The sequence below is a fragment of the Candidatus Nitrosopumilus salarius BD31 genome, assembly GCF_000242875.2.
GTDB lineage: Archaea > Thermoproteota > Nitrososphaeria > Nitrososphaerales > Nitrosopumilaceae > Nitrosopumilus > Nitrosopumilus salarius.
The window spans coordinates 1-17559 of record NZ_AEXL02000118.1; the positions used below are offsets into that span (position 1 = coordinate 1).

Sequence of the window (17559 nt, forward strand, 5' to 3'; positions counted from 1 at the left end):
ATATGTTTCAAGTAGAGGATTTATTTCGAGATTTTTCCTGTCCAAGATGACTTGATCAAAAACCTCTTCCATAAGTAAATAAATCTTGGTGCTCCAGCCGGGATTTTCATCGATTGATTTTGAACCCGGGATCACTGCCTTGAAAGGGCAGTATGCTTGACCGGTCTACACCACTGGAACCCATGAAAATTCTGTATTTTGACCATAAAATCTTTTGTAAACCACAAAGATTTTTTTATTGGCGGATTTGGAGAACAATCATGAGTATAATAAAAAAAATTGATCAAATGATTGAGGAAAGAAGTTTACTAAAACATCCATTTTATCAGATGTGGTCTGATGGAAAATTATCAAAAGAATCTTTAGCAGGATATTCTAAAGAATACTTTCAACTTGTAAAAGCAGTTCCTTCTTTTATGTCTCCTATTATTGCAAAAGCACCAGATTCAGTATCAAATGAATTAATTGAAAATCAACAAGAAGAATCTGATCACATTAAACCCTGGATTGCTTTTGCTAGTGAACTTGGAATATCAGAAGATGAATTAATGACATATCCTGGAACTGAAAAAACTCGCAAAGCAGTATCTGATCTTAATGAACTGATGGATACTTTTGATGGTGGTGCATGTGCAATGTATGCGTTTGAAAAAGAAATTCCTAAAATAAGTCAAACAAAGCTTGATGGATTAGCAGAATTCTATGGGATGACAAGTGATGAAGCAACAGAATACTTCAAACTTCATACTGAAGCAGATATCAGACATGCAGCCTCATGGAGAAACATATTGGAAAAATCTTCCGTTGATTCAAGTATCTTGATAGAAATTGCAGACAAATCAATCTCTGCACAAAATCTATTGCTTGATAGTTGCTATGAAAAATACTGTTAATCTCATAACATTTTATACCTGAGAAAAAATTCATCTGCTTAGGGCCCGTAACTCAGCTTGGTAGAGTAACCGGCTCATAACCGGTGAGCCAAGGGATCGAAGCCCTTCGGGCCCATTATTTTCAATTAGTTTTAAAATGAGCCAATTTAAAATCATCTGGCTGCAATGAAGAATCAGAGTTATATCTGAATGATGATTGGAAGGCATTTGTCTGAGCTGCCCCTACTCATTTGCTTATCTGCTTCTTCACTTTTTCTAAAATATTCTGATCTATGAGATTTTGCTCATACAATGATTCTGTAATTTCTAAAATATTTAGAATTGAATGCATCTTTACTCCTAATTCAGTTAATGCCTCACTTGCTCCTTCCATTCTATCTACAATTACATATGCATCTTTTATGGTAATGTTAACTTCTTTGAGAGATTGTATTGCATTGACAACTGAACCTCCCGTAGTTGCCACATCGTCTATCATGACTACCTTCATCCCATCATAAATTTTACCTTCTACAGATTTTGATGTGCCGTAATCTTTTGGTTTACTTCTTACATAGATTAATGGCTTTACAGTTTCCATCGCCAAAGCTGATGCAATTACCAAACCTCCAGTAGGGACTGAAACGATCGAATCAAATTCATCCAATCCTATGTTTTGTGCAATGTCATTTTCAAGATATTTCACCATCTTTCTAAATTCATGAGGATAACTTGGAACCAATCTCAAGTCTACATAGTACGAACTCTTTTTTCCACTGGCCAGTGTAAACTCTCCAAATTTTATTATGCCATTTTGGTGCAAAAAGGTTGCAAACTCTTTCACAAACTCCATACCAAAGTTAACTACACTGGATTTATTTTGGTTTGTATTGTGAAAGAATCATGCCTGAAATCTGGTTAAATTATGGTATTACAGACGTGGTTTTGGATATTAGAGCAGAAAATTTAGAACAAAAAATTGATTCTGAAGGTAAAATTCTAGATGATTCAGCGATCAATGAAAAACTAAACATGCTAGATTTGTCTAAACCTATGGAACTCGTGGTCTTACATAATTCTAAATCTATTCAAAAAATAATCTCTTCTCTGTTTATCATTTGTGAACAAAAATCAAAACCATTTCCAAAGATCTTCGCTGAGAAAAAAATCCTAAATTTAGTTAAGGCAGGATTGCCTGAAGGAAGTTCAATTAATGAATTTGATGATTCTGATATTTCAAATTCAAATCTTGTTTTTATGGGTGAAATGGAGTTTGATGGATTGTTTGGCTACGAAACTATATCGACTCGTCTTATCAAAAAATTTGGTTTAGAGTCTATGCTTTCAGCATATGCTAAAAGACAAGGAAATCTTCCCACACCTGGTCAATATTCTGAAAGTTTAACTGAAGCAAAAAAATTTACTGATAACTTTGAAATTCAAGGAATTGAAATAATTGCAAATTCTGATGGTATTGTTGATTTTACCGTAGGACACCCTTCAGAGACTCTTTCAACTACAAAAATTCTAGAATCCAACTCTATCAAAGACATAGGTCAGCATAAAACGATGATAATTAGTACTGGTAAAGATGCAAGTAATGATAATCTTGGGAATTCATTTTCCTCGCTTTGGAATTGTTCAAATGCAATTAAAAAAGATGGACTTGCAATTTTAGTTGCCGAATGTAAAGGTGGATTAGGTTCTGATGCACTACAACAATACATTGAAGATAGATTAACTTTAGAACAATTACGTAATCCAACTAAATACATTAGTGGGATGGAAGATTTACTATTTCTATCAGAGGTACAAAAGAATTTTCAAATCGGACTAGTGTCAATTATTCCTGAATTTTATGCCAAGAAACTTAATTTGATCTCTTTACCCGGTATCAAATACTCTATGGATTATATTTTAAAAACACAAGGTGCAAGACAAAAAATTGCAGTAGTTTTAGATGGTGCTAGACTTTTGTTAAGGTAAAAGACTAGGTAGAAGATCTGCTGGTAATGGAGCACATAAAATTGCTAATCCTATAATTCCAACATATGCTAACTTTCTATTTCTTGTGAGTGGTGAAACATCATCTAATGGTGTTGCACTGGGATTTCTTGAACTCATAATAAGAATTAAAATTGCCATTAACCAATAATTTAACAAAATTAGAATTGCCATACTACCAAAAGTTGCATATCTGTGAAGTTTTACGCCAAGAAGCGTTCTTGCCATATGTCCTCCATCTAACTGCCAAGCTGGTAACAAATTCAAAAATGTAATTAAAAATCCAATCCATGCGGCAAACATTACGGGAGTCATGATTACCTCATTTCCTGTTCCACCTTTACCAAACATTGCCAAACTGGCAGACATTAGTAATGGTTCTCCTTGCTCCCACTCAATCAATCTTGAATCCGCAAACAAACCTGCTGCAATATCTTGATCTAAAACTGGTGCTGAATATGCTCCGTACATTGACACTATCACTGCAATTACCAATCCCGCAATTGGACCTGCAATGGCCACATCAAATAAAATTTCTCTATTGATTGTCAATCCACGTGATTGGATAAATGCTCCAAATGTTGGAATTCCAATAACAGGTAATCCTGGAATAAAGTATGGCCAGGTTGTTTTTAATCCATGTGCTTTAGCAGCAATTATGTGACCTAACTCATGAACTCCTAAAATTCCTAATAATGATAATGTGTAAACACCTGCCATTTCTAAAGGATCACCAATCTCAACTATCGAATTAGTTCCAGACGTTCTATAGTACCCATCAATCATTACAAATGAAACCACAACAGCAAACAAAATTCGAGGAGTCCATGCTGTGCTCATCCACCTTCTTTGTTTTCTTGGGGAAAATTTCTGAATAATGACGTGTCTAGCACCATTGATTTCTTCCAATTTACAGACATAACTCATGTCTTCTAATCTTCTTGCCAAATCTTCAAATTTTGACTTGAATTCTAAATTTTCAATTTTAAACTCTAATGAAAACTCTGATTTATTAAAATCACTTACTTCAAAAATAGAATTTACTAATGAAATAATTTCTTCCTGCGTAGGTTCCGCCATTGCTTTGGGCTATATCTTTCCATTAAATGGTCTTTTGGTTTAAAATTAAATATTGATAGTTGTAAACTATGTCATGCAAGTGATTCTCAGGCAATTAGGTGATTGCAGTATTAGACGGGCAGGACCAAGCGATCTGATTTCTGTAATGGAAATTAATCTGAAAACACTTCCTGAACACTATTCTGATTATTTCTATGAGAGTTTATTGGCAGAACTTCCTGAGGCTTTTATCGTGGCAGAGATTGGTGGCAAACATGTTGGATATATTATGTGTAAAACTGAATATGGTTTTTCAAATTTTAAAAAATTAGGTTTTGTCAAAAAAGGTCATGTTGTTTCAATCGCAGTACTTGATGAATATCGAAGAAAGGGTATTGGACAAGCACTTGTAGAAGAATCAGTTAATGGTGTAAAACTAAGAAAGTGCGATGAATTTTACTTGGAAGTAAGATGCAGCAATAATGAGGCTGTAAGATTATATGAAAAATTAGGATTTGTAATCAGACAACAATTAAATGCATACTATCGTGACGGTGAAGATGCATATCTTATGGCAATTGAATTAGATTAATTCAAACCAATAAATAACTCACAAAAAATTATTTCTCGTGGACAAACGAAAGGGAACGGGTATTACAATTTTTGTACTTTGTATTGGTGGTTTCTTTCTTTATGCATACTTGTTAATGTTATCTGAATGGAGTCCAATTGTTTTGCAATTATCAATATTGATGATTGCTGGAGGTATTTTGGGAGTTGTTGCCTGGATTGGATATGTCATGGCAACAACAAAACCCTCATCTGCATCAATTACATCTGATGATTAATCTATTTGGAAATTCTAACATCTACAACAGTTTGATAATATCTTGGACCTACAGCTCTGACTATTTTAGAATCTAGAATTTCTGATTTTACTGGTGTTACTTGAAGATAATGCTCCTCTGAAAGTTTTCCTGCATCAAATTTTTTATCGGCATGAATGTGAGAATAATAATGAATGATTCCACCATTTTTGGTTGTATTGATTGCTGATTCTAAAAATTCATCAGATCTTTCAGGGAGCAACATCAGCGTTCTATCTGATTTATTCATTAACTGATCTTTGATGATTTCAGACGCATCTCCGTTAATTGAAATAACTTTTCCAACAAGTTTGTTTAACTCAATGTTTTTCTCACAGAGCTTTGAAGCAACTGGATTGATATCTAGACTATAAACAGTACATTTTTTCTTTTTAGCCGCCATTATGGAAAACATTCCAATCCCTGCAAACATATTGGTCACTGTCTCCCCATCTTGAATTAAATTTGCAATTCGCTCTCTTTCCGTAGATAGTCTGGGTGAAAAAAATGCATTTTCTACATCAACTATGAATTTACAGCCAAATTCCTTGTATTCTGTCTCTGTATTGTCTTCTCCTGCAAGAATTTCTAGGTCTCTGGTTCGAAAATCCCCTTCTACTGCAGATGCTTGATAGAATACACTCCTTGCAATTTTTACTTCATTAAGCAATGTTTCACCAATGATTTTTTTCTTTGATGATAGAGAATCTGGAATTCTTAAGATGATGATATCTCCAATCTGATCAAATGCTGAGATCAACTCATCACTTTCTTTTACTGTAAGCACATTTTCTAGTGCTTTTTTTAACATTCTAGTCAATGCTTGTAATAGAAATTTCCAGATGTTTTTTGATCCTTATCTAATCTACTTTCTAATTTATTTACCCTGGGTCTTAAGCTTCTTTCATCTCTTCTAAATGATATGTCGAGTGATTTTAGGAATCTATTCATAGCTTCAGCCTTTCGCATTGGTGATGTTGCTTTACCTGCAACTCCTGATTGACCCTCAAAAATCACCATCGTATCTGACACCAAATCCATCAATTGTAAATCATGATCGATGATGATTGCAGATTTTCCAAAAGAACGAACAAATTTCTGTATAAATTTAGCAACTGCAATTCTATCCTCTACATCTAAAAATGCTGATGGCTCATCTAATGCATACAAATCTACTTTTTGTAAAAGACATGATGCAACTGCAACTTTTTGCAATTCTCCTCCTGAAAGATTCTTGACAGATTTGTTGTATAGTTTTTTAATTTTCAACGGCTCAAGTATCTGTTCTTCTTCCATACTTCCTTCAACTTGATTGCCATTTGCTTTATCCAATACTGAAATAACCTCCACATCAATGTCATTTTGAAGATATTGTGGTTTGTATGCTATCTTTATTTTTTTGTCAATACTTCCAACATCTGGTTTTTCAACCCCTGCAATCATTTTCATCATAGTTGTTTTGCCTAGAGCGTTTGCACCCATAATTCCTACAACTTCTCCTTTTCTTACTTGACCAGGCTCAATTGTAACTGAAAATGTAGGATATTCTTTTACTAATTTTGGATATGTGACAATTGTATTCCCTTCTTCAAATATATCCGTAGTTGATGATGATACATCAAAAGAAAATTTTTTGTCTCTAAATCTAACATTTTCATTTGGTAAATATCCGTCAAGAAATACATTGATTCCAATTTTCGTAGATAGAATGGTTGAAACAATTCCATATGCTGCTGGTTCACCATATAATACTTCAATATAGTCACTTAGAAAATCGAGTAATGTTAAATCATGTTCTACAACCATTACGCTTTTTCCAATACTTGCCAAATTTTGAATTACTCGAGCAACTCCTGCTCTTTGAAAAACATCATTGTATGAAGATGGTTCATCAAAAAAATAAAACTCCGCATCTTTGGATGCAGCTGCTGCAACTGCAATTCTTTGTAACTCTCCCCCACTTAATTCCTTCAAACTCTGTTCTAAAGAATTTCCTAATCCTAATTCTTTGATTAGTTCTCTTGAAACTCCCCTTTCATCATATTTGTCTAGAAGTTCTTTTCCTGTTCCTTCAAAAGCTTCTGCAATATGGTGTACTTGTTGAGGTTTAATTGATGCACGAATTTGTTTTTGTTGAATTTTATCAAAATGCTGTTTTAGTTCTGTCCCGCTATAATGTTTTAAAATCTCATCCCATTCTGGAGGATTTTCATATCTTCCTAGATTTGGTTTTAAATTTCCAGATAATATGTTAACTACTGTACTCTTACCCATTCCATTTCTTCCTAATAGTCCTACTACCTCACCTTTTTTTGGAGTTGGCAATTTGTATAGTCGAAATGAATTTACTCCATACTGATGAATTTTATCAGTAGCTAACTCACTAGCTAAATTTACAATTGTGATTGCATCAAATGGGCATACTTTGACACATATCCCACATCCATTACAGATATCCTCGTCAATCTGAGCCTTTTTTGACTCTTCATTTAGAATGATACATTCAGCCCCTGATTTGTTGACAGGACAGTATTTTATGCACTCTAAACCACATTTTTTTGGTTGACAAAGATCCTGATCCAAAACTGCAACCCTATGTGTCATGTTGTAATCCGGCATTTCCTTTGTTTTATACCTATTTTGTATACTTTGAATCTGGCGTTACGTTAATAGATGAGAATTCATGAAGATTCATCAAGCCGGCCATAGCGTTAGGGTGCGACCCAATCCCTTTCCGAACTTGGAAGTCAAACCTGACGTCGCTGTTGTGCTACTAAGATGCGAGAGCTCTTGGGAAGCAACAGTGCTGGCATTTTTAATTTTCAATCAATCTTTTAATATCCAGTGAACTAGATTGATGTGATTTCAATGGCAAATTGTTCTGTGTGTGGGGAATCTTTTTCTGATGATATTCGATTTCTCAACCATATGATGGAAAAACACGGTTTTAGAAATCCAAATGTTGGCACCCCTGATAGAAATAGTAGGGGATACTAATTTTACAGATTTTGTAAGTAATCTAAAATTAATCTCACACCAAAACCTGTAGCACCTTTAGGATTGTATGATTTTTCTTTTGTACTTGTTTGTGTCCATGCAACTCCAGCTATATCCAAGTGAACCCATGGTGTATTCTCAATGGAATTTCTCAAAAATGCTGCAGCTGTGATTGTTCCAGCAGATCTGCCAATTCCAACATTTTTCATATCTGCAACTTCTGATTTTATCATATCTATGTAATCTTGATTTAATGGAAGCTCCCAAACCTCTTCTGTAGTTCTACTAGAAGCATCGTAGATCTTCTTTGTCAGTTTTTCATTATTTGACACCATTCCAGCAACGTTGGTACCTAACGCAACTATGCATGCTCCTGTCAATGTCGCAAAATCAATTATTGCTTTTGGCGAATAGAATTTTTCTCCATATGATAACGCATCAGCTAAAATTAATCTGCCTTCTGCATCTGTATTTAGAATCTCTGCAGTTTTTCCACTGTATAATTTTATAATATCTCCAGGTCTGTATGATTCACCACCTGGCATATTTTCAACAGATGGAACAATTCCTATAACATTGGTTGGTAGTTTTAGCTCTGACACTGCCTTCATAATTCCAATAACTGTGCATCCTCCACATTTATCAAATTTCATCTCATCCATTTTATCACCAGGCTTTAATGAAATACCGCCTGTGTCAAATGTTACTGCCTTTCCTACTAGGACGATTGGTTTTTCATTTCTTGGCCCATTGTTATATTCCAAAACAATTAGTTTTGGTCTATTTTTACTTCCTTGTCCTACTGCTGATATTCCACCAAAACCTCGTTTTTTTAATTCTGGTTCCGAAATAACCTTACATTTCAACTTATTATTTTTAGAAATTATTTTTGCAAAATTTGCTAGTGTATTAGGTGTACATTCGTTTGGAGGTAAATTTGCAAGACCTTTTGTAAATATTGCACTATTTGCAATAATCTCAGCATTTTTGATAGCCTTTACAATTTTATTCGATTTAGAAACAATAATTGTTAAATCTGGAGATTCTTCTGATTTCTCCGATTTGAAATTATCAAATTTGTATAATGCCATTTTTGAACCTTCTACAATCTGAGAAACTGATGAAATTGTGTCTGTTACAAAACTTGGTGGGGCAATTATTGAAAACTCTTTTAATTTCAATTCTCTTGCTTTTTGAGCAATTTTTCCAGATACTGCTCTGATAGTATCTCTTGTCAAATCCTCCTTTTTTCCTAATCCTGCAAGCAAAATTCTTTGAATTGAATTTTTTTCTGATAAAGGAATTATGTTTAATTTTCCTAACTTACCTTCCATATCTTTTATAGACTGATCGATAATTGAGGCTGTTTTGGCGTCAATTTTTCCCAATCCTAAAACTTTGGTTGAATTTTCTAATACAAACCCACAAAGAAGACTCGTCTTCTTTTTTGAATTCTCAATTCTAATTTTCATTATGAATGTCTATTTTTTCAAGTATTATTTAGATTTACTTTAGAACTATTTTCTTGCTATTTGTTAGCACACTGAATGATCTTACAAAAACCGATTTGATAGTTTTACAATCTTGATTACAATTTTCATCAATTTTAATAACTGATGATTTTTTTATTTTGTTGGATAAAACTGATTTCAGTAGTGGAAATAGTGCGGCTCTTCCACCATATACGATATTTTTATCAATGAACCAAAACATCTTCAATGCAGATTCATCTAGAATGTCGGTTCTAATTTTCATTCCAAAACTAGAGTAATGTCCCACCATTGAAATTTTACCTCTGGCAAAAAAATCAACTACTTTTGCAAATTTTACACACAAGTAACATTGATTGTCAAATACCATTATTGGCGTATTTTCTTTAATTTCCACATTTTCATTTAGTTGCGATCAAATTAAAATTTTACAGAAGTAGATTTTTATTCAATTTACAAAGATAACGTTCGAGATGGGCCTTAATTATTATCAAATTAAAAAAAATGTTCTTAGGGCAAGAAAATTAGTAATAAAGGGAACCAATTCAGCTGGTTCTGGTCATCCAGGAGGTTCTTTTTCTATGGCAGAAATTCTTGGTTGTTTATTTAACAAATATCTGAAATTTGATCCTAAAAATCCTCAATGGGAAGACAGAGATCGTTTGGTCTTGTCTAAAGGTCATGCTGCCCCAGGTTTATTTTCAAACATGGCAGTTGCAGGATATTTCCCAGAATCCGAAATTGAGACTTTGCGAAAGTTTGGGAGTAGATTACAGGGACACCCTGATCTCAAATGTCCTGGCGTAGAATTTTGTGGAGGATCTTTAGGTACAGGACTATCATATTCTATTGGAATAGCACTTGCAGCAAAAATTGATTCTAAAGAACATCATGTTTATACTATTATTGGCGATGGTGAATCCGACGAGGGCCAAGTTTGGGAAGCTGCTATGGCAGCTGCAAAATACAAGGTTGACAATCTTACTGTTTTTCTTGATAGGAATTTCATCCAACAAGATTCCTACACTGAAAAAATAATGCCTCTCGATGAAAAATTAGAAGGCGATGATTTTTCTGAAATGTGGAAAGATGCATCACGTTGGAAGACTGGTGATAAATGGAGATCATTTGGTTGGAATGTAATTGAAATTGACGGACATAGAATTGAACAAATTAATGCCGCAATTGCAAAAGCTAATGCCACAAAAGGAGTACCTACAATAATTATCTCTAGAACCATCAAAGGAAAATCCATTGAACATATGGAGGATAATCCGCAATGGCACGGAAAAGCTCCTGATTCTATTTTTGTACCTATGATTAATCTTGAATTGGATTCGCAATTCATGATTGCACCATCTATTATTGCAGGTGACATGTCAAATTTAGAAAATGAAATTAAAAGATGTGTCTCTGGCAGAGCTGATTATGTTCATCTTGATGTAATGGATGGTAAATTTGTTCCGACAAAAACTTTTGATCATAATAAAATCAAAGAACTAAGATCTCTCACGGTTATTCCATTTGATTCTCATTTGATGATTGACGAACCTGTAAAATATGTTCGAGACTACGTTGACGCTGGAAGTGATATAATTACAGTTCATGCAGAAGTTACTGATGAATCCAGCTTTGGAGAGATTCATGATCTATTAAAACAAAATCAAGTTGGCGTGGGACTTGCAATTAATCCCGATACTGAATTGCCTGAATGGTCGTACAAATTTCTGAATTCCCTTGATCAGCTAATTGTAATGTCAGTAGTACCGGGAAAATCTGGTCAGAAATACATTGAAGAAACACATGCAAAAATGGCAAGATTGAATTTAATCTTAAAAGAACATGACTTTTCAGGCTATATTGAAGCTGATGGTGGAGTGAATCTTGAAAATATTGGCTCTATTTTCGCTGATGGCGCACGTGTATTTGTTGGGGGTGGTGCCATCATTGGACAGCAAGATGTGCGTGCTGCAATCAGGGATTTTAGAAATGAAGTTTTACACTCTAGAAGGCGCATTTTACTAGATAAATCAAACGAGTTGGGAGGAAAAGATTTGGTAAACAAATGGATCGGATTACATGTTATAGGCGAAAAACAGGAACAAATCAAAAAAATTGCACAGGAGGCAGGATATCTTTGAATGAACCAATCATGACTGATATGCGTTCAGAGTACTCAAAATCTCTGATTCAAGCTGGAAAAGAAAATTCAAACATTGTTGTTTTAGGTGCAGATACGACAGATTCGCTAAAAACCTCTGAATTTGGAAAAGAATTTCCAAACAGATTTTTTAATGTGGGAATTGCCGAAGCAAATCTTGTTACAATTTCAGCTGGATTGGCAATATCAGGTAAAATTCCATTTGCTAGCACTTATGCTATATTTTTACCTGGACGCGCAGTTGATCAAATTCGAAATAATATCGCTTATCCATCACCATCTGGCAAAAAAGGTCTTAATGTTAAATTAGTAGCATCTCATGGTGGTTTGTCTGTTGGTCCTGACGGTGGTTCACATCAACAAATTGAGGATATTGCCATAATGAGAGTTATTCCAAATTTCAGAGTTTTTATCCCAGCTGATACCATCGCAGTTTCAAAATTGACTCAATTAATGGCAAAAGAATATGGTCCATTTTACATGCGGATGGCAAGATCAAAAACTCCTTTAATTCATTCTGAATCTCAAGATTTTCAAATTGGTAAGGGAATTACTCTAAGAGATGGTGCTGATTGTACTATTGCAGCATGTGGAATTACTGTTAGAATGGCTTTGGAAGCAGCTGAATCATTACAACAAGAAGGAATTTCTTGTAGAGTATTAGATATATTTTCAATAAAACCTATTGATCATGGTATTTTAGAAAAAGCTGCAAGGGAAACTGGTTGTATTGTTACTGCTGAAGAACATAACATCATTGGCGGAATGGGTTCTGCTGTAACTGAGTCTGTCTCTGAATCTTACCCTGTACCAATTAAGAGAATAGGGGCACAGGATATGTTTGGAGAATCTGCTAGAGATGACGAAATTAACTTACTCTTAGAAAAGCATGGAATAACATCTTTTAATATGGCAAAACAAGTCAAAGAAATTAGGAGTAAAAAACTATGAAAATTTTTCTTGATACTGCCAATCTTGAATCTATTAGAAAATTCAATGATATGGGTTTGTTAGATGGTATAACAACTAATCCATCTCTTATGTCAAAAGAAGGCGGTAATCCAAAGGATGCTATGAAAGAGATTACGAAAATCATCAAAGGTGATGTTAGTCTCGAAGTTGTTAGTACAGAATATTCTGGAATGGTTGAAGAAGGGAAGCGTCTTCGTGAATATGGCAATAATGTTGTCGTTAAAGTTCCTATGACTCCTGATGGTCTAAAAGCATGTAAGTCTCTTTCATCTGAGGGAATTCCTGTAAATGTTACATTGATATTTTCTCCAAATCAAGCTTTACTTGCTGCAAAATCAGGAGCAAAATACGTTAGTCCGTTTATTGGAAGATTGGATGATATTGGTCAAGATGGTATGCATCTCATAAAAGAAATTAAAGAAATTTTTTCACATTATGATTTTGGAACGCAAATTCTTGTTGCGAGCATTCGTCATCCATTACATGTTGTTGATGCTGCAAAAATAGGAGCTGATGTGGTAACATTGCCACCTGCAGTTTTAGATAAAATGTTAGAACATCCATTGACAAAAATTGGTTTAGAGAACTTTCTTGCAGACTGGGACAAACTAAAATCAGGAAATCCTGATATCAAAATTTAGTTGATTCTAACTTGTCTAGTTTATAATTCGCTGGAGATAAAATTTTAAAAATGAAAAATGAGGCTTTACTTGTCAGTACCTTTGTTTGTACTCTTTCTTGAACTAGTACCTCTACCTGTAATTCTAGTCATTCCTTCTGTTGAAGGTCTTGCTTTTGGATCAGGCATATCTCCTAGTCGTCTTGAACCAGTTCCTCTACCTGTGTGGACCATTCTATTTGATGCTGCTTTTTTTCTTGCTTCTTGAATTTTTCTATATTCATCGCCTGACCACTTTGTAGGATCATCGTCAACTTCAATAGTTCCTGTGCCTCTACCCGTTCTAATTCTTATTTTGCCCATAATCTAAGTTAATTCTGCTTGTATTTATCTAAGCTCATTTTTTAATACGAAAGATGATTTTAATGAAAATCTGTAATTTTTATATTTTTTATAATATGTTTAATCCACGGTTTTTAGACAAATTTTAATGGCAATGCCCTATTGACTGTTTGATGAAAAATATAATTTATTTCATAATTCCTGTAGTTGCATTTGTATTAATTTTATCTAATGCTTTTTTTGGACATCTACTTTTTGATACACCTTATGATCAAGATATTAACAAATATTCAATCTATGTTCATTTACAACAAGAATGGGACAGTTATCCTGGAAATATTTTATTTGAAATTACTAATGTTTGGTCCAATCCAAATCCAGATAAACAAGAATATTCTGAAGACACATCTGATATCTCTGCTCTTACAATCTATAATTCAAACCAGCTACAATATCAAAATGAAAAATCATATGTGGAATTAAAACATGAATTTAGTAATTGTGAGTCAAGCTGGAAACCAATGTTATATCGATATGCGATTGATTCTGTTAGAAATAAAATTGAATTAATTCAGAATATCAAAATAAACGATGACCCATACATCTCAATTTTACCTGCAATTCCAGTTGAGAAACAAATTGTATCGTCATCATATGTTCAATTCATCCCTCTTTGCACTTCCAAGGAAAATACTTCGTATGAATACTCGATTTTAATTGATGACAAAAATGCGTGGTTTGATGTTTATTTTGTACCATCAAAAGACCAACTTGACAATTATCTAAACTCTGATACCTTCTATTATTATCCTGATGACACCTGTTTTGCTAATAGTTTTCAAAGCTTTACTGGAGTATGTAATAATGTTGGAAAAAATTCTGGTCTTTTGATTGTGATCCCTGACATTTTAGATAAATCCTTGACTAAGGTAAAAGTAAGCCTTCATGAGATTATCTGAATTATTCAAATTTTATTCACTAATCCAGCCTAGTTTTTTGAAATATACAAACATCAGAATTGCAGGTATAGCTGATGCAATAATAATTATTATGAACGTTGTAAATGGACCTAAGAATACTGCATTACCGCCAATCCCTCCAGGCAAACTAACATTCATTCCATAAAATGTTCCAATTACTGTAGATGGAATAGCCAATGTGAAGATAATGGTTAATACTCCAAGTACTTTGTTTGTTTTTTCACTACTTAACACAAAATCTGTATCTTTGTAGATTTCCATTGTTTCTCTTGATTCTTCTAATGTTTCTATGACTTTCTCAATGTGATCAATCACATCGTCATAATACAATCCAAGTTGCTCATCTTCTTCAGAAAATCTTTTTACTTGTTTTGCAATTTCCAAAACAAATTTTTTCAACGGATTGGCAATTCTTCTTAATCTGTTGATCTCTCTTCTCAGTAAAGCTATGCTTCTTGCCACTGGTTTTGTTTCATCAAATACTCTATCTTCTATTTCGTCTAGATTTGCAATAATTTTTCTAGATGTATGTAAAAGATCATCTACTAAGACATCTATAATCTCGTGAAGTAATAATCCCGATGATTTTTCTAATAATTTATTTCTTATTTGTTGTTCTGAATCATTTTTACATTTATCTACCAAGTCTACTAATGGTTTGAGATCTCCTTGGTGTACTGTAACTAGAAAATCTTTTCCAACAAATATTGATAATTGGCTGTTTTTTGATACGCCCATTTTTTGTGATAGTGGTGGAAAATGTAGAATCACAAAGAAGTGATCATCATAACTATCTAATTTTGGCAGTTCAAATTTGGTCATACAGTCTTCAATGTTTAACGCATTAAAATTATATTTTTCAGCTAATTTTTCAACATCACTTCTATCTGGATTTTGTAAATCAATCCAGACAAAATTTTTACCTTCTATGGTTTCAATCTTACTTTCAATAGAAATATCTGCTGATTTTCTACTAGAACGTAATCTGTTTGCAAGGAATCCTTTTTTCAAGTTGAAAAATATCCTGATATAACAAATTTAAAGCGATCGCTATTGTTTTACGTATTTTGGATTAATAGCAAAATTAAGTTAATATTGATAAATTTCAGGCTATTTGAAAGGAAGTAAATTCATCATTCCAAAATATGTTAATCCAATTGCTATTGCCATTGCAACCCACCATAATCGCATATAGGAAATATCATCTAGTTGATAATAAATCTACAGCCTAATTTTCATTTAGAACTCAAAGATTATTACAGGATAAGCAAATTCCATGTTTTGTGGCCTTCGTAGTACAGTGGTTAGTATAGAGGATTGTGGATCCTCGGACAGGAGTTCGATTCCCCTCGAGGGCCCTTTTTATTTTAAAATATGCCGAATTTACTCGATTCCATCTCTTCTTTAATTGCGAGTTTGAATCGAGGAGATTTGCTCTCTACATTTTTTGTCAACCATGTGAGAAATTTCTTTTCCATTCCTTTACCTTTTAATTTTTCAAAGTCTGATCCCATCACAGATGTTAATTTCTCTACCAGTGACTTATTTACACTTAATACAAAAAAATGCCATCCAAAAGCAAATTCCGAATCTGTCAATACAAAATCTTCTTGACTGTGAACCATTTCTTCTAAAAGCATTAACTGATGCGTTAATGCCTTACTTGTCTTATCATAATCTACAGTAGATACATTGATGTTAATTCTGCTTTCCATGGTATAGTTATATGAAAACAAAATAAAAGGATTACAGATTATTCCTTTAACAGATATTCAAAATCTATATCAAAATGTACTTTCATTATATTGATATAAGTTTGAATGGATTCCGGAATCTCTTCACCACATGCAACACCTAATTTTTTAGCATTAATCCAAATTACCAATGTTTGGATTATTGTTAGAAAACGATCATTTCTAACTTCGGGAGATCCTATAGATTTGGTGTATCTTTCTGCAAATTCCCACGCAGTAACAAAATCCACACATTTTACACCAAAAATTGCTAATAATTGATCTTGTAAGCTGGGTGCTTTTTTGAATGGTGTTTTATTGATGATATATGGAAAATTCACCTTATCTGGAAGACAGTCAGGTAAAGGTCCCCAAATTGTAATTATTTTTGTTTCTGGTTTTAATTTTTCAAATTTTTCTAACATTTGATTTATTATATTTTCATCTGTAAACCAGAACAAAATCACTGAGGCATCTGAAATATCTGAATCCTCTATATTTTGACATATCATTTCTCCTTGAATATTTTTTTCTTTTAGGTTTTTTTTTGCACCGGTTATTTTTTCAAAATTTTTATCTATGCCTACAGCTTTTTTCACTTTAAATTCATTAATGGCAATCTCGATTCCTCTCTCACTAACACATCCCAAATGATAAAAATTATCATTTTTGCCTAAATTTACAAATTTGAAAATCTCTCTAAAAGATTTTTCAGATAACTGAGTATCTTCACCACTAAGTAAATTATTTGGAAGTGTTTCTAAATACTCTTCAATTTTCATTAATATTTTAAAAACAAGCGTGAATTTATTCTCTTATACTTTCTAATTTTGAAACTGCCTGCCATAGTTGAGTTCTAACATATGATGGCATGTTAGGATCTTGTGTAACATCATCTAATAGACTAATTGTATTTGCTGCTCTAACTGAAAGTGAATACTCTTGATTATTCAGATCAGCAATCAAATCTGTAATGGATTTTTTAATAGTTTTTGGAGTAGAATTACTTGAAACAATTTGGTTTAACGTTTCAATAGCTTCCTTCATCGATTCTTTATTTTGAGCGTCATCTGCCATTTTTACACCTTTTCTTAAAAATTAGAGGTATATAGTTACATCTCTACAAATACGTTGTCTGAATCTACAACAACATTGTATGATGTTAAATCTCTAATTTTTGCGGGAAATTTTACTAGTTTTCCAGTTTTACAATCAAATTCTGCAGCATGCCATCCACATGTTATTGTACAACCATCTAATTTTCCTTCAGAAAGACTAGAGCCTGAATGTGTACAAGAATCATCAGTAGCACAATAATCACCGTTGATATTTGCAACTAAGATATCTCTCCCATCAATAGACACCTTGATCATCTTTCCAGGTGGAATATCTGATATTTTACCAGCTATAATTTTACCCATTGTGGTTTTTATCTTATTATTCTTAATATTTTTTCGTATATGG

General features: G+C 33.3%; 20 protein-coding genes, 3 tRNA genes and 1 rRNA gene. 11 read left to right on the forward strand and 13 right to left on the reverse strand.

The features are described from left to right. Positions 1-86: 86 nt before the first annotated feature. Positions 87-180: transfer RNA gene (locus tag BD31_RS06580), tRNA-Glu, on the reverse strand. An 80-nt stretch (positions 181-260) separates the two neighbouring features. Between BD31_RS06580 and BD31_RS06585 the strand changes: the two genes are divergently transcribed. Together BD31_RS06585 and BD31_RS06590 are read left to right on the forward strand one after the other, a co-directional pair. Next, positions 261-893: an iron-containing redox enzyme family protein gene (locus BD31_RS06585; protein WP_008300313.1), complete on the forward strand. Its 633-nt coding sequence runs from the start codon at positions 261-263 to the stop codon at positions 891-893. A gap of 41 nt (positions 894-934) precedes the next feature. Next, positions 935-1008 (forward strand) — tRNA-Ile (locus tag BD31_RS06590). A 111-nt stretch (positions 1009-1119) separates the two neighbouring features. On the opposite strand, the gene pyrE is transcribed toward BD31_RS06590, so the two are convergent. Then, on the reverse strand, positions 1120-1725 hold the full coding sequence (gene pyrE / locus BD31_RS06595) for an orotate phosphoribosyltransferase (protein WP_008300319.1): 606 nt from the start codon (positions 1723-1725) through the stop codon (positions 1120-1122). Between the two features lie 50 nt (positions 1726-1775). Between pyrE and BD31_RS06600 the strand changes: the two genes are divergently transcribed. Beyond that, positions 1776-2858 carry a nickel-dependent lactate racemase family protein gene (locus BD31_RS06600; protein WP_008300317.1) on the forward strand — a complete coding sequence of 361 codons (1083 nt, stop codon included), beginning with the start codon at positions 1776-1778 and terminating at the stop codon, positions 2856-2858. Here the strand turns inward: BD31_RS06600 and BD31_RS06605 are convergent. Continuing rightward, positions 2850-3956, reverse strand: a complete 1107-nt coding sequence (locus tag BD31_RS06605; protein WP_008300311.1) for a site-2 protease family protein — start codon at positions 3954-3956, stop codon at positions 2850-2852. The genes BD31_RS06600 and BD31_RS06605 overlap by 9 nt on opposite strands. 73 nt (positions 3957-4029) lie before the next feature. Between BD31_RS06605 and rimI the strand changes: the two genes are divergently transcribed. Further along, a complete protein-coding gene (gene rimI, locus BD31_RS06610; RefSeq protein WP_008300325.1) occupies positions 4030-4527 on the forward strand; it encodes a ribosomal protein S18-alanine N-acetyltransferase in 498 nt (165 codons plus the stop codon). Between the two features lie 37 nt (positions 4528-4564). Continuing rightward, positions 4565-4783, forward strand: a complete 219-nt coding sequence (locus tag BD31_RS06615; RefSeq protein ID WP_048097537.1) for a hypothetical protein — start codon at positions 4565-4567, stop codon at positions 4781-4783. A gap of 1 nt (position 4784) precedes the next feature. Here BD31_RS06615 and BD31_RS06620 read toward each other — a convergent pair whose 3' ends face one another. After that, on the reverse strand, positions 4785-5612 hold the full coding sequence (locus BD31_RS06620) for a class I SAM-dependent methyltransferase (protein WP_008300327.1): 828 nt from the start codon (positions 5610-5612) through the stop codon (positions 4785-4787). Positions 5613-5617: 5 nt separating this feature from the next. Further along, a complete protein-coding gene (locus BD31_RS06625; RefSeq protein WP_048097538.1) occupies positions 5618-7405 on the reverse strand; it encodes a ribosome biogenesis/translation initiation ATPase RLI in 1788 nt (595 codons plus the stop codon). Between the two features lie 91 nt (positions 7406-7496). Between BD31_RS06625 and rrf the strand changes: the two genes are divergently transcribed. Beyond that, positions 7497-7616: ribosomal RNA gene (rrf, locus tag BD31_RS06630) — 5S ribosomal RNA — on the forward strand. A 184-nt stretch (positions 7617-7800) separates the two neighbouring features. On the opposite strand, the gene BD31_RS06635 is transcribed toward rrf, so the two are convergent. Continuing rightward, complete coding sequence (locus tag BD31_RS06635) at positions 7801-9270, reverse strand: leucyl aminopeptidase (protein WP_008300337.1); 1470 nt, start codon at positions 9268-9270, stop codon at positions 7801-7803. 34 nt (positions 9271-9304) lie between these two features. Further along, positions 9305-9685, reverse strand: coding sequence for a hypothetical protein (locus tag BD31_RS06640; RefSeq protein WP_008300333.1), 381 nt, complete (start codon positions 9683-9685; stop codon positions 9305-9307). A gap of 76 nt (positions 9686-9761) precedes the next feature. Here BD31_RS06640 and BD31_RS06645 point away from each other — a divergent pair, with 76 nt between their 5' ends. From BD31_RS06645 to fsa, 3 genes are read left to right on the forward strand one after another with little or no spacing between them, the layout of a single operon-like run. Next, positions 9762-11429 (forward strand): ribulose-phosphate 3-epimerase, encoded by a 1668-nt coding sequence (locus BD31_RS06645; protein ID WP_008300329.1) that lies wholly within the window; start codon positions 9762-9764, stop codon positions 11427-11429. Beyond that, positions 11426-12400, forward strand: a complete 975-nt coding sequence (locus BD31_RS06650; protein ID WP_008300339.1) for a transketolase family protein — start codon at positions 11426-11428, stop codon at positions 12398-12400. Before BD31_RS06645 ends, BD31_RS06650 begins: the two co-directional genes overlap by 4 nt. Next, entirely contained in the window at positions 12397-13062 is a 666-nt protein-coding gene (gene fsa, locus BD31_RS06655; RefSeq protein ID WP_008300315.1) for a fructose-6-phosphate aldolase, read from the forward strand. The genes BD31_RS06650 and fsa overlap by 4 nt, the downstream gene beginning before the upstream one ends. Before the next feature lie 65 nt (positions 13063-13127). Here the strand turns inward: fsa and BD31_RS06660 are convergent, their stop codons facing one another. Next, positions 13128-13403 (reverse strand): hypothetical protein, encoded by a 276-nt coding sequence (locus BD31_RS06660; protein WP_008300308.1) that lies wholly within the window; start codon positions 13401-13403, stop codon positions 13128-13130. Between the two features lie 152 nt (positions 13404-13555). On the opposite strand from BD31_RS06660, the gene BD31_RS06665 reads away from it, so the two are divergent. After that, positions 13556-14341 carry a hypothetical protein gene (locus tag BD31_RS06665; protein WP_008300302.1) on the forward strand — a complete coding sequence of 262 codons (786 nt, stop codon included), beginning with the start codon at positions 13556-13558 and terminating at the stop codon, positions 14339-14341. A 12-nt stretch (positions 14342-14353) separates the two neighbouring features. Here the strand turns inward: BD31_RS06665 and BD31_RS06670 are convergent, their stop codons facing one another. Continuing rightward, positions 14354-15373 (reverse strand): magnesium transporter CorA family protein, encoded by a 1020-nt coding sequence (locus BD31_RS06670; protein WP_008300322.1) that lies wholly within the window; start codon positions 15371-15373, stop codon positions 14354-14356. A 275-nt stretch (positions 15374-15648) separates the two neighbouring features. Here BD31_RS06670 and BD31_RS06675 point away from each other — a divergent pair. Continuing rightward, positions 15649-15720, forward strand: a tRNA-His gene (locus BD31_RS06675). A gap of 9 nt (positions 15721-15729) precedes the next feature. Here BD31_RS06675 and BD31_RS06680 read toward each other — a convergent pair. The 4 genes from BD31_RS06680 to BD31_RS06695 form a co-directional block, all read right to left on the reverse strand. Further along, on the reverse strand, positions 15730-16077 hold the full coding sequence (locus BD31_RS06680) for a hypothetical protein (protein ID WP_008300331.1): 348 nt from the start codon (positions 16075-16077) through the stop codon (positions 15730-15732). Positions 16078-16115: 38 nt separating this feature from the next. Next, positions 16116-16877 (reverse strand): class I SAM-dependent methyltransferase, encoded by a 762-nt coding sequence (locus tag BD31_RS06685; protein ID WP_008300298.1) that lies wholly within the window; start codon positions 16875-16877, stop codon positions 16116-16118. A 25-nt stretch (positions 16878-16902) separates the two neighbouring features. Next, the gene (locus tag BD31_RS06690; protein ID WP_008300324.1) at positions 16903-17172 is read right to left on the reverse strand and encodes a stationary phase-response protein; all 270 of its coding nucleotides are present in this window, start codon (positions 17170-17172) and stop codon (positions 16903-16905) included. A 35-nt stretch (positions 17173-17207) separates the two neighbouring features. Continuing rightward, a partial coding sequence (locus tag BD31_RS06695) for a Rieske (2Fe-2S) protein (RefSeq protein WP_238536091.1) occupies positions 17208-17559 on the reverse strand: 352 nt, incomplete at its 5' end.

Excerpts from the sequence above, each read along its gene's own strand:
- BD31_RS06620 (WP_008300327.1), bottom strand. The coding sequence starts at position 5,612 with ATGTTAAAAAAAGCACTAGAAAATGTGCTTACAGTAAAAGAAAGTGAT.
- BD31_RS06660 (WP_008300308.1), bottom strand. The coding sequence starts at position 13,403 with ATGGGCAAAATAAGAATTAGAACGGGTAGAGGCACAGGAACTATTGAA.
- pyrE (WP_008300319.1), bottom strand. The coding sequence starts at position 1,725 with ATGGAGTTTGTGAAAGAGTTTGCAACCTTTTTGCACCAAAATGGCATA.
- BD31_RS06625 (WP_048097538.1), bottom strand. The coding sequence starts at position 7,405 with ATGACACATAGGGTTGCAGTTTTGGATCAGGATCTTTGTCAACCAAAA.
- BD31_RS06605 (WP_008300311.1), bottom strand. The coding sequence starts at position 3,956 with ATGGCGGAACCTACGCAGGAAGAAATTATTTCATTAGTAAATTCTATT.
- BD31_RS06585 (WP_008300313.1), top strand. The coding sequence starts at position 261 with ATGAGTATAATAAAAAAAATTGATCAAATGATTGAGGAAAGAAGTTTA.
- fsa (WP_008300315.1), top strand. The coding sequence starts at position 12,397 with ATGAAAATTTTTCTTGATACTGCCAATCTTGAATCTATTAGAAAATTC.
- BD31_RS06600 (WP_008300317.1), top strand. The coding sequence starts at position 1,776 with ATGCCTGAAATCTGGTTAAATTATGGTATTACAGACGTGGTTTTGGAT.
- BD31_RS06690 (WP_008300324.1), bottom strand. The coding sequence starts at position 17,172 with ATGGCAGATGACGCTCAAAATAAAGAATCGATGAAGGAAGCTATTGAA.
- BD31_RS06680 (WP_008300331.1), bottom strand. The coding sequence starts at position 16,077 with ATGGAAAGCAGAATTAACATCAATGTATCTACTGTAGATTATGATAAG.
- BD31_RS06635 (WP_008300337.1), bottom strand. The coding sequence starts at position 9,270 with ATGAAAATTAGAATTGAGAATTCAAAAAAGAAGACGAGTCTTCTTTGT.
- rimI (WP_008300325.1), top strand. The coding sequence starts at position 4,030 with ATGCAAGTGATTCTCAGGCAATTAGGTGATTGCAGTATTAGACGGGCA.
- BD31_RS06645 (WP_008300329.1), top strand. The coding sequence starts at position 9,762 with ATGGGCCTTAATTATTATCAAATTAAAAAAAATGTTCTTAGGGCAAGA.
- BD31_RS06685 (WP_008300298.1), bottom strand. The coding sequence starts at position 16,877 with ATGAAAATTGAAGAGTATTTAGAAACACTTCCAAATAATTTACTTAGT.
- BD31_RS06665 (WP_008300302.1), top strand. The coding sequence starts at position 13,556 with ATGAAAAATATAATTTATTTCATAATTCCTGTAGTTGCATTTGTATTA.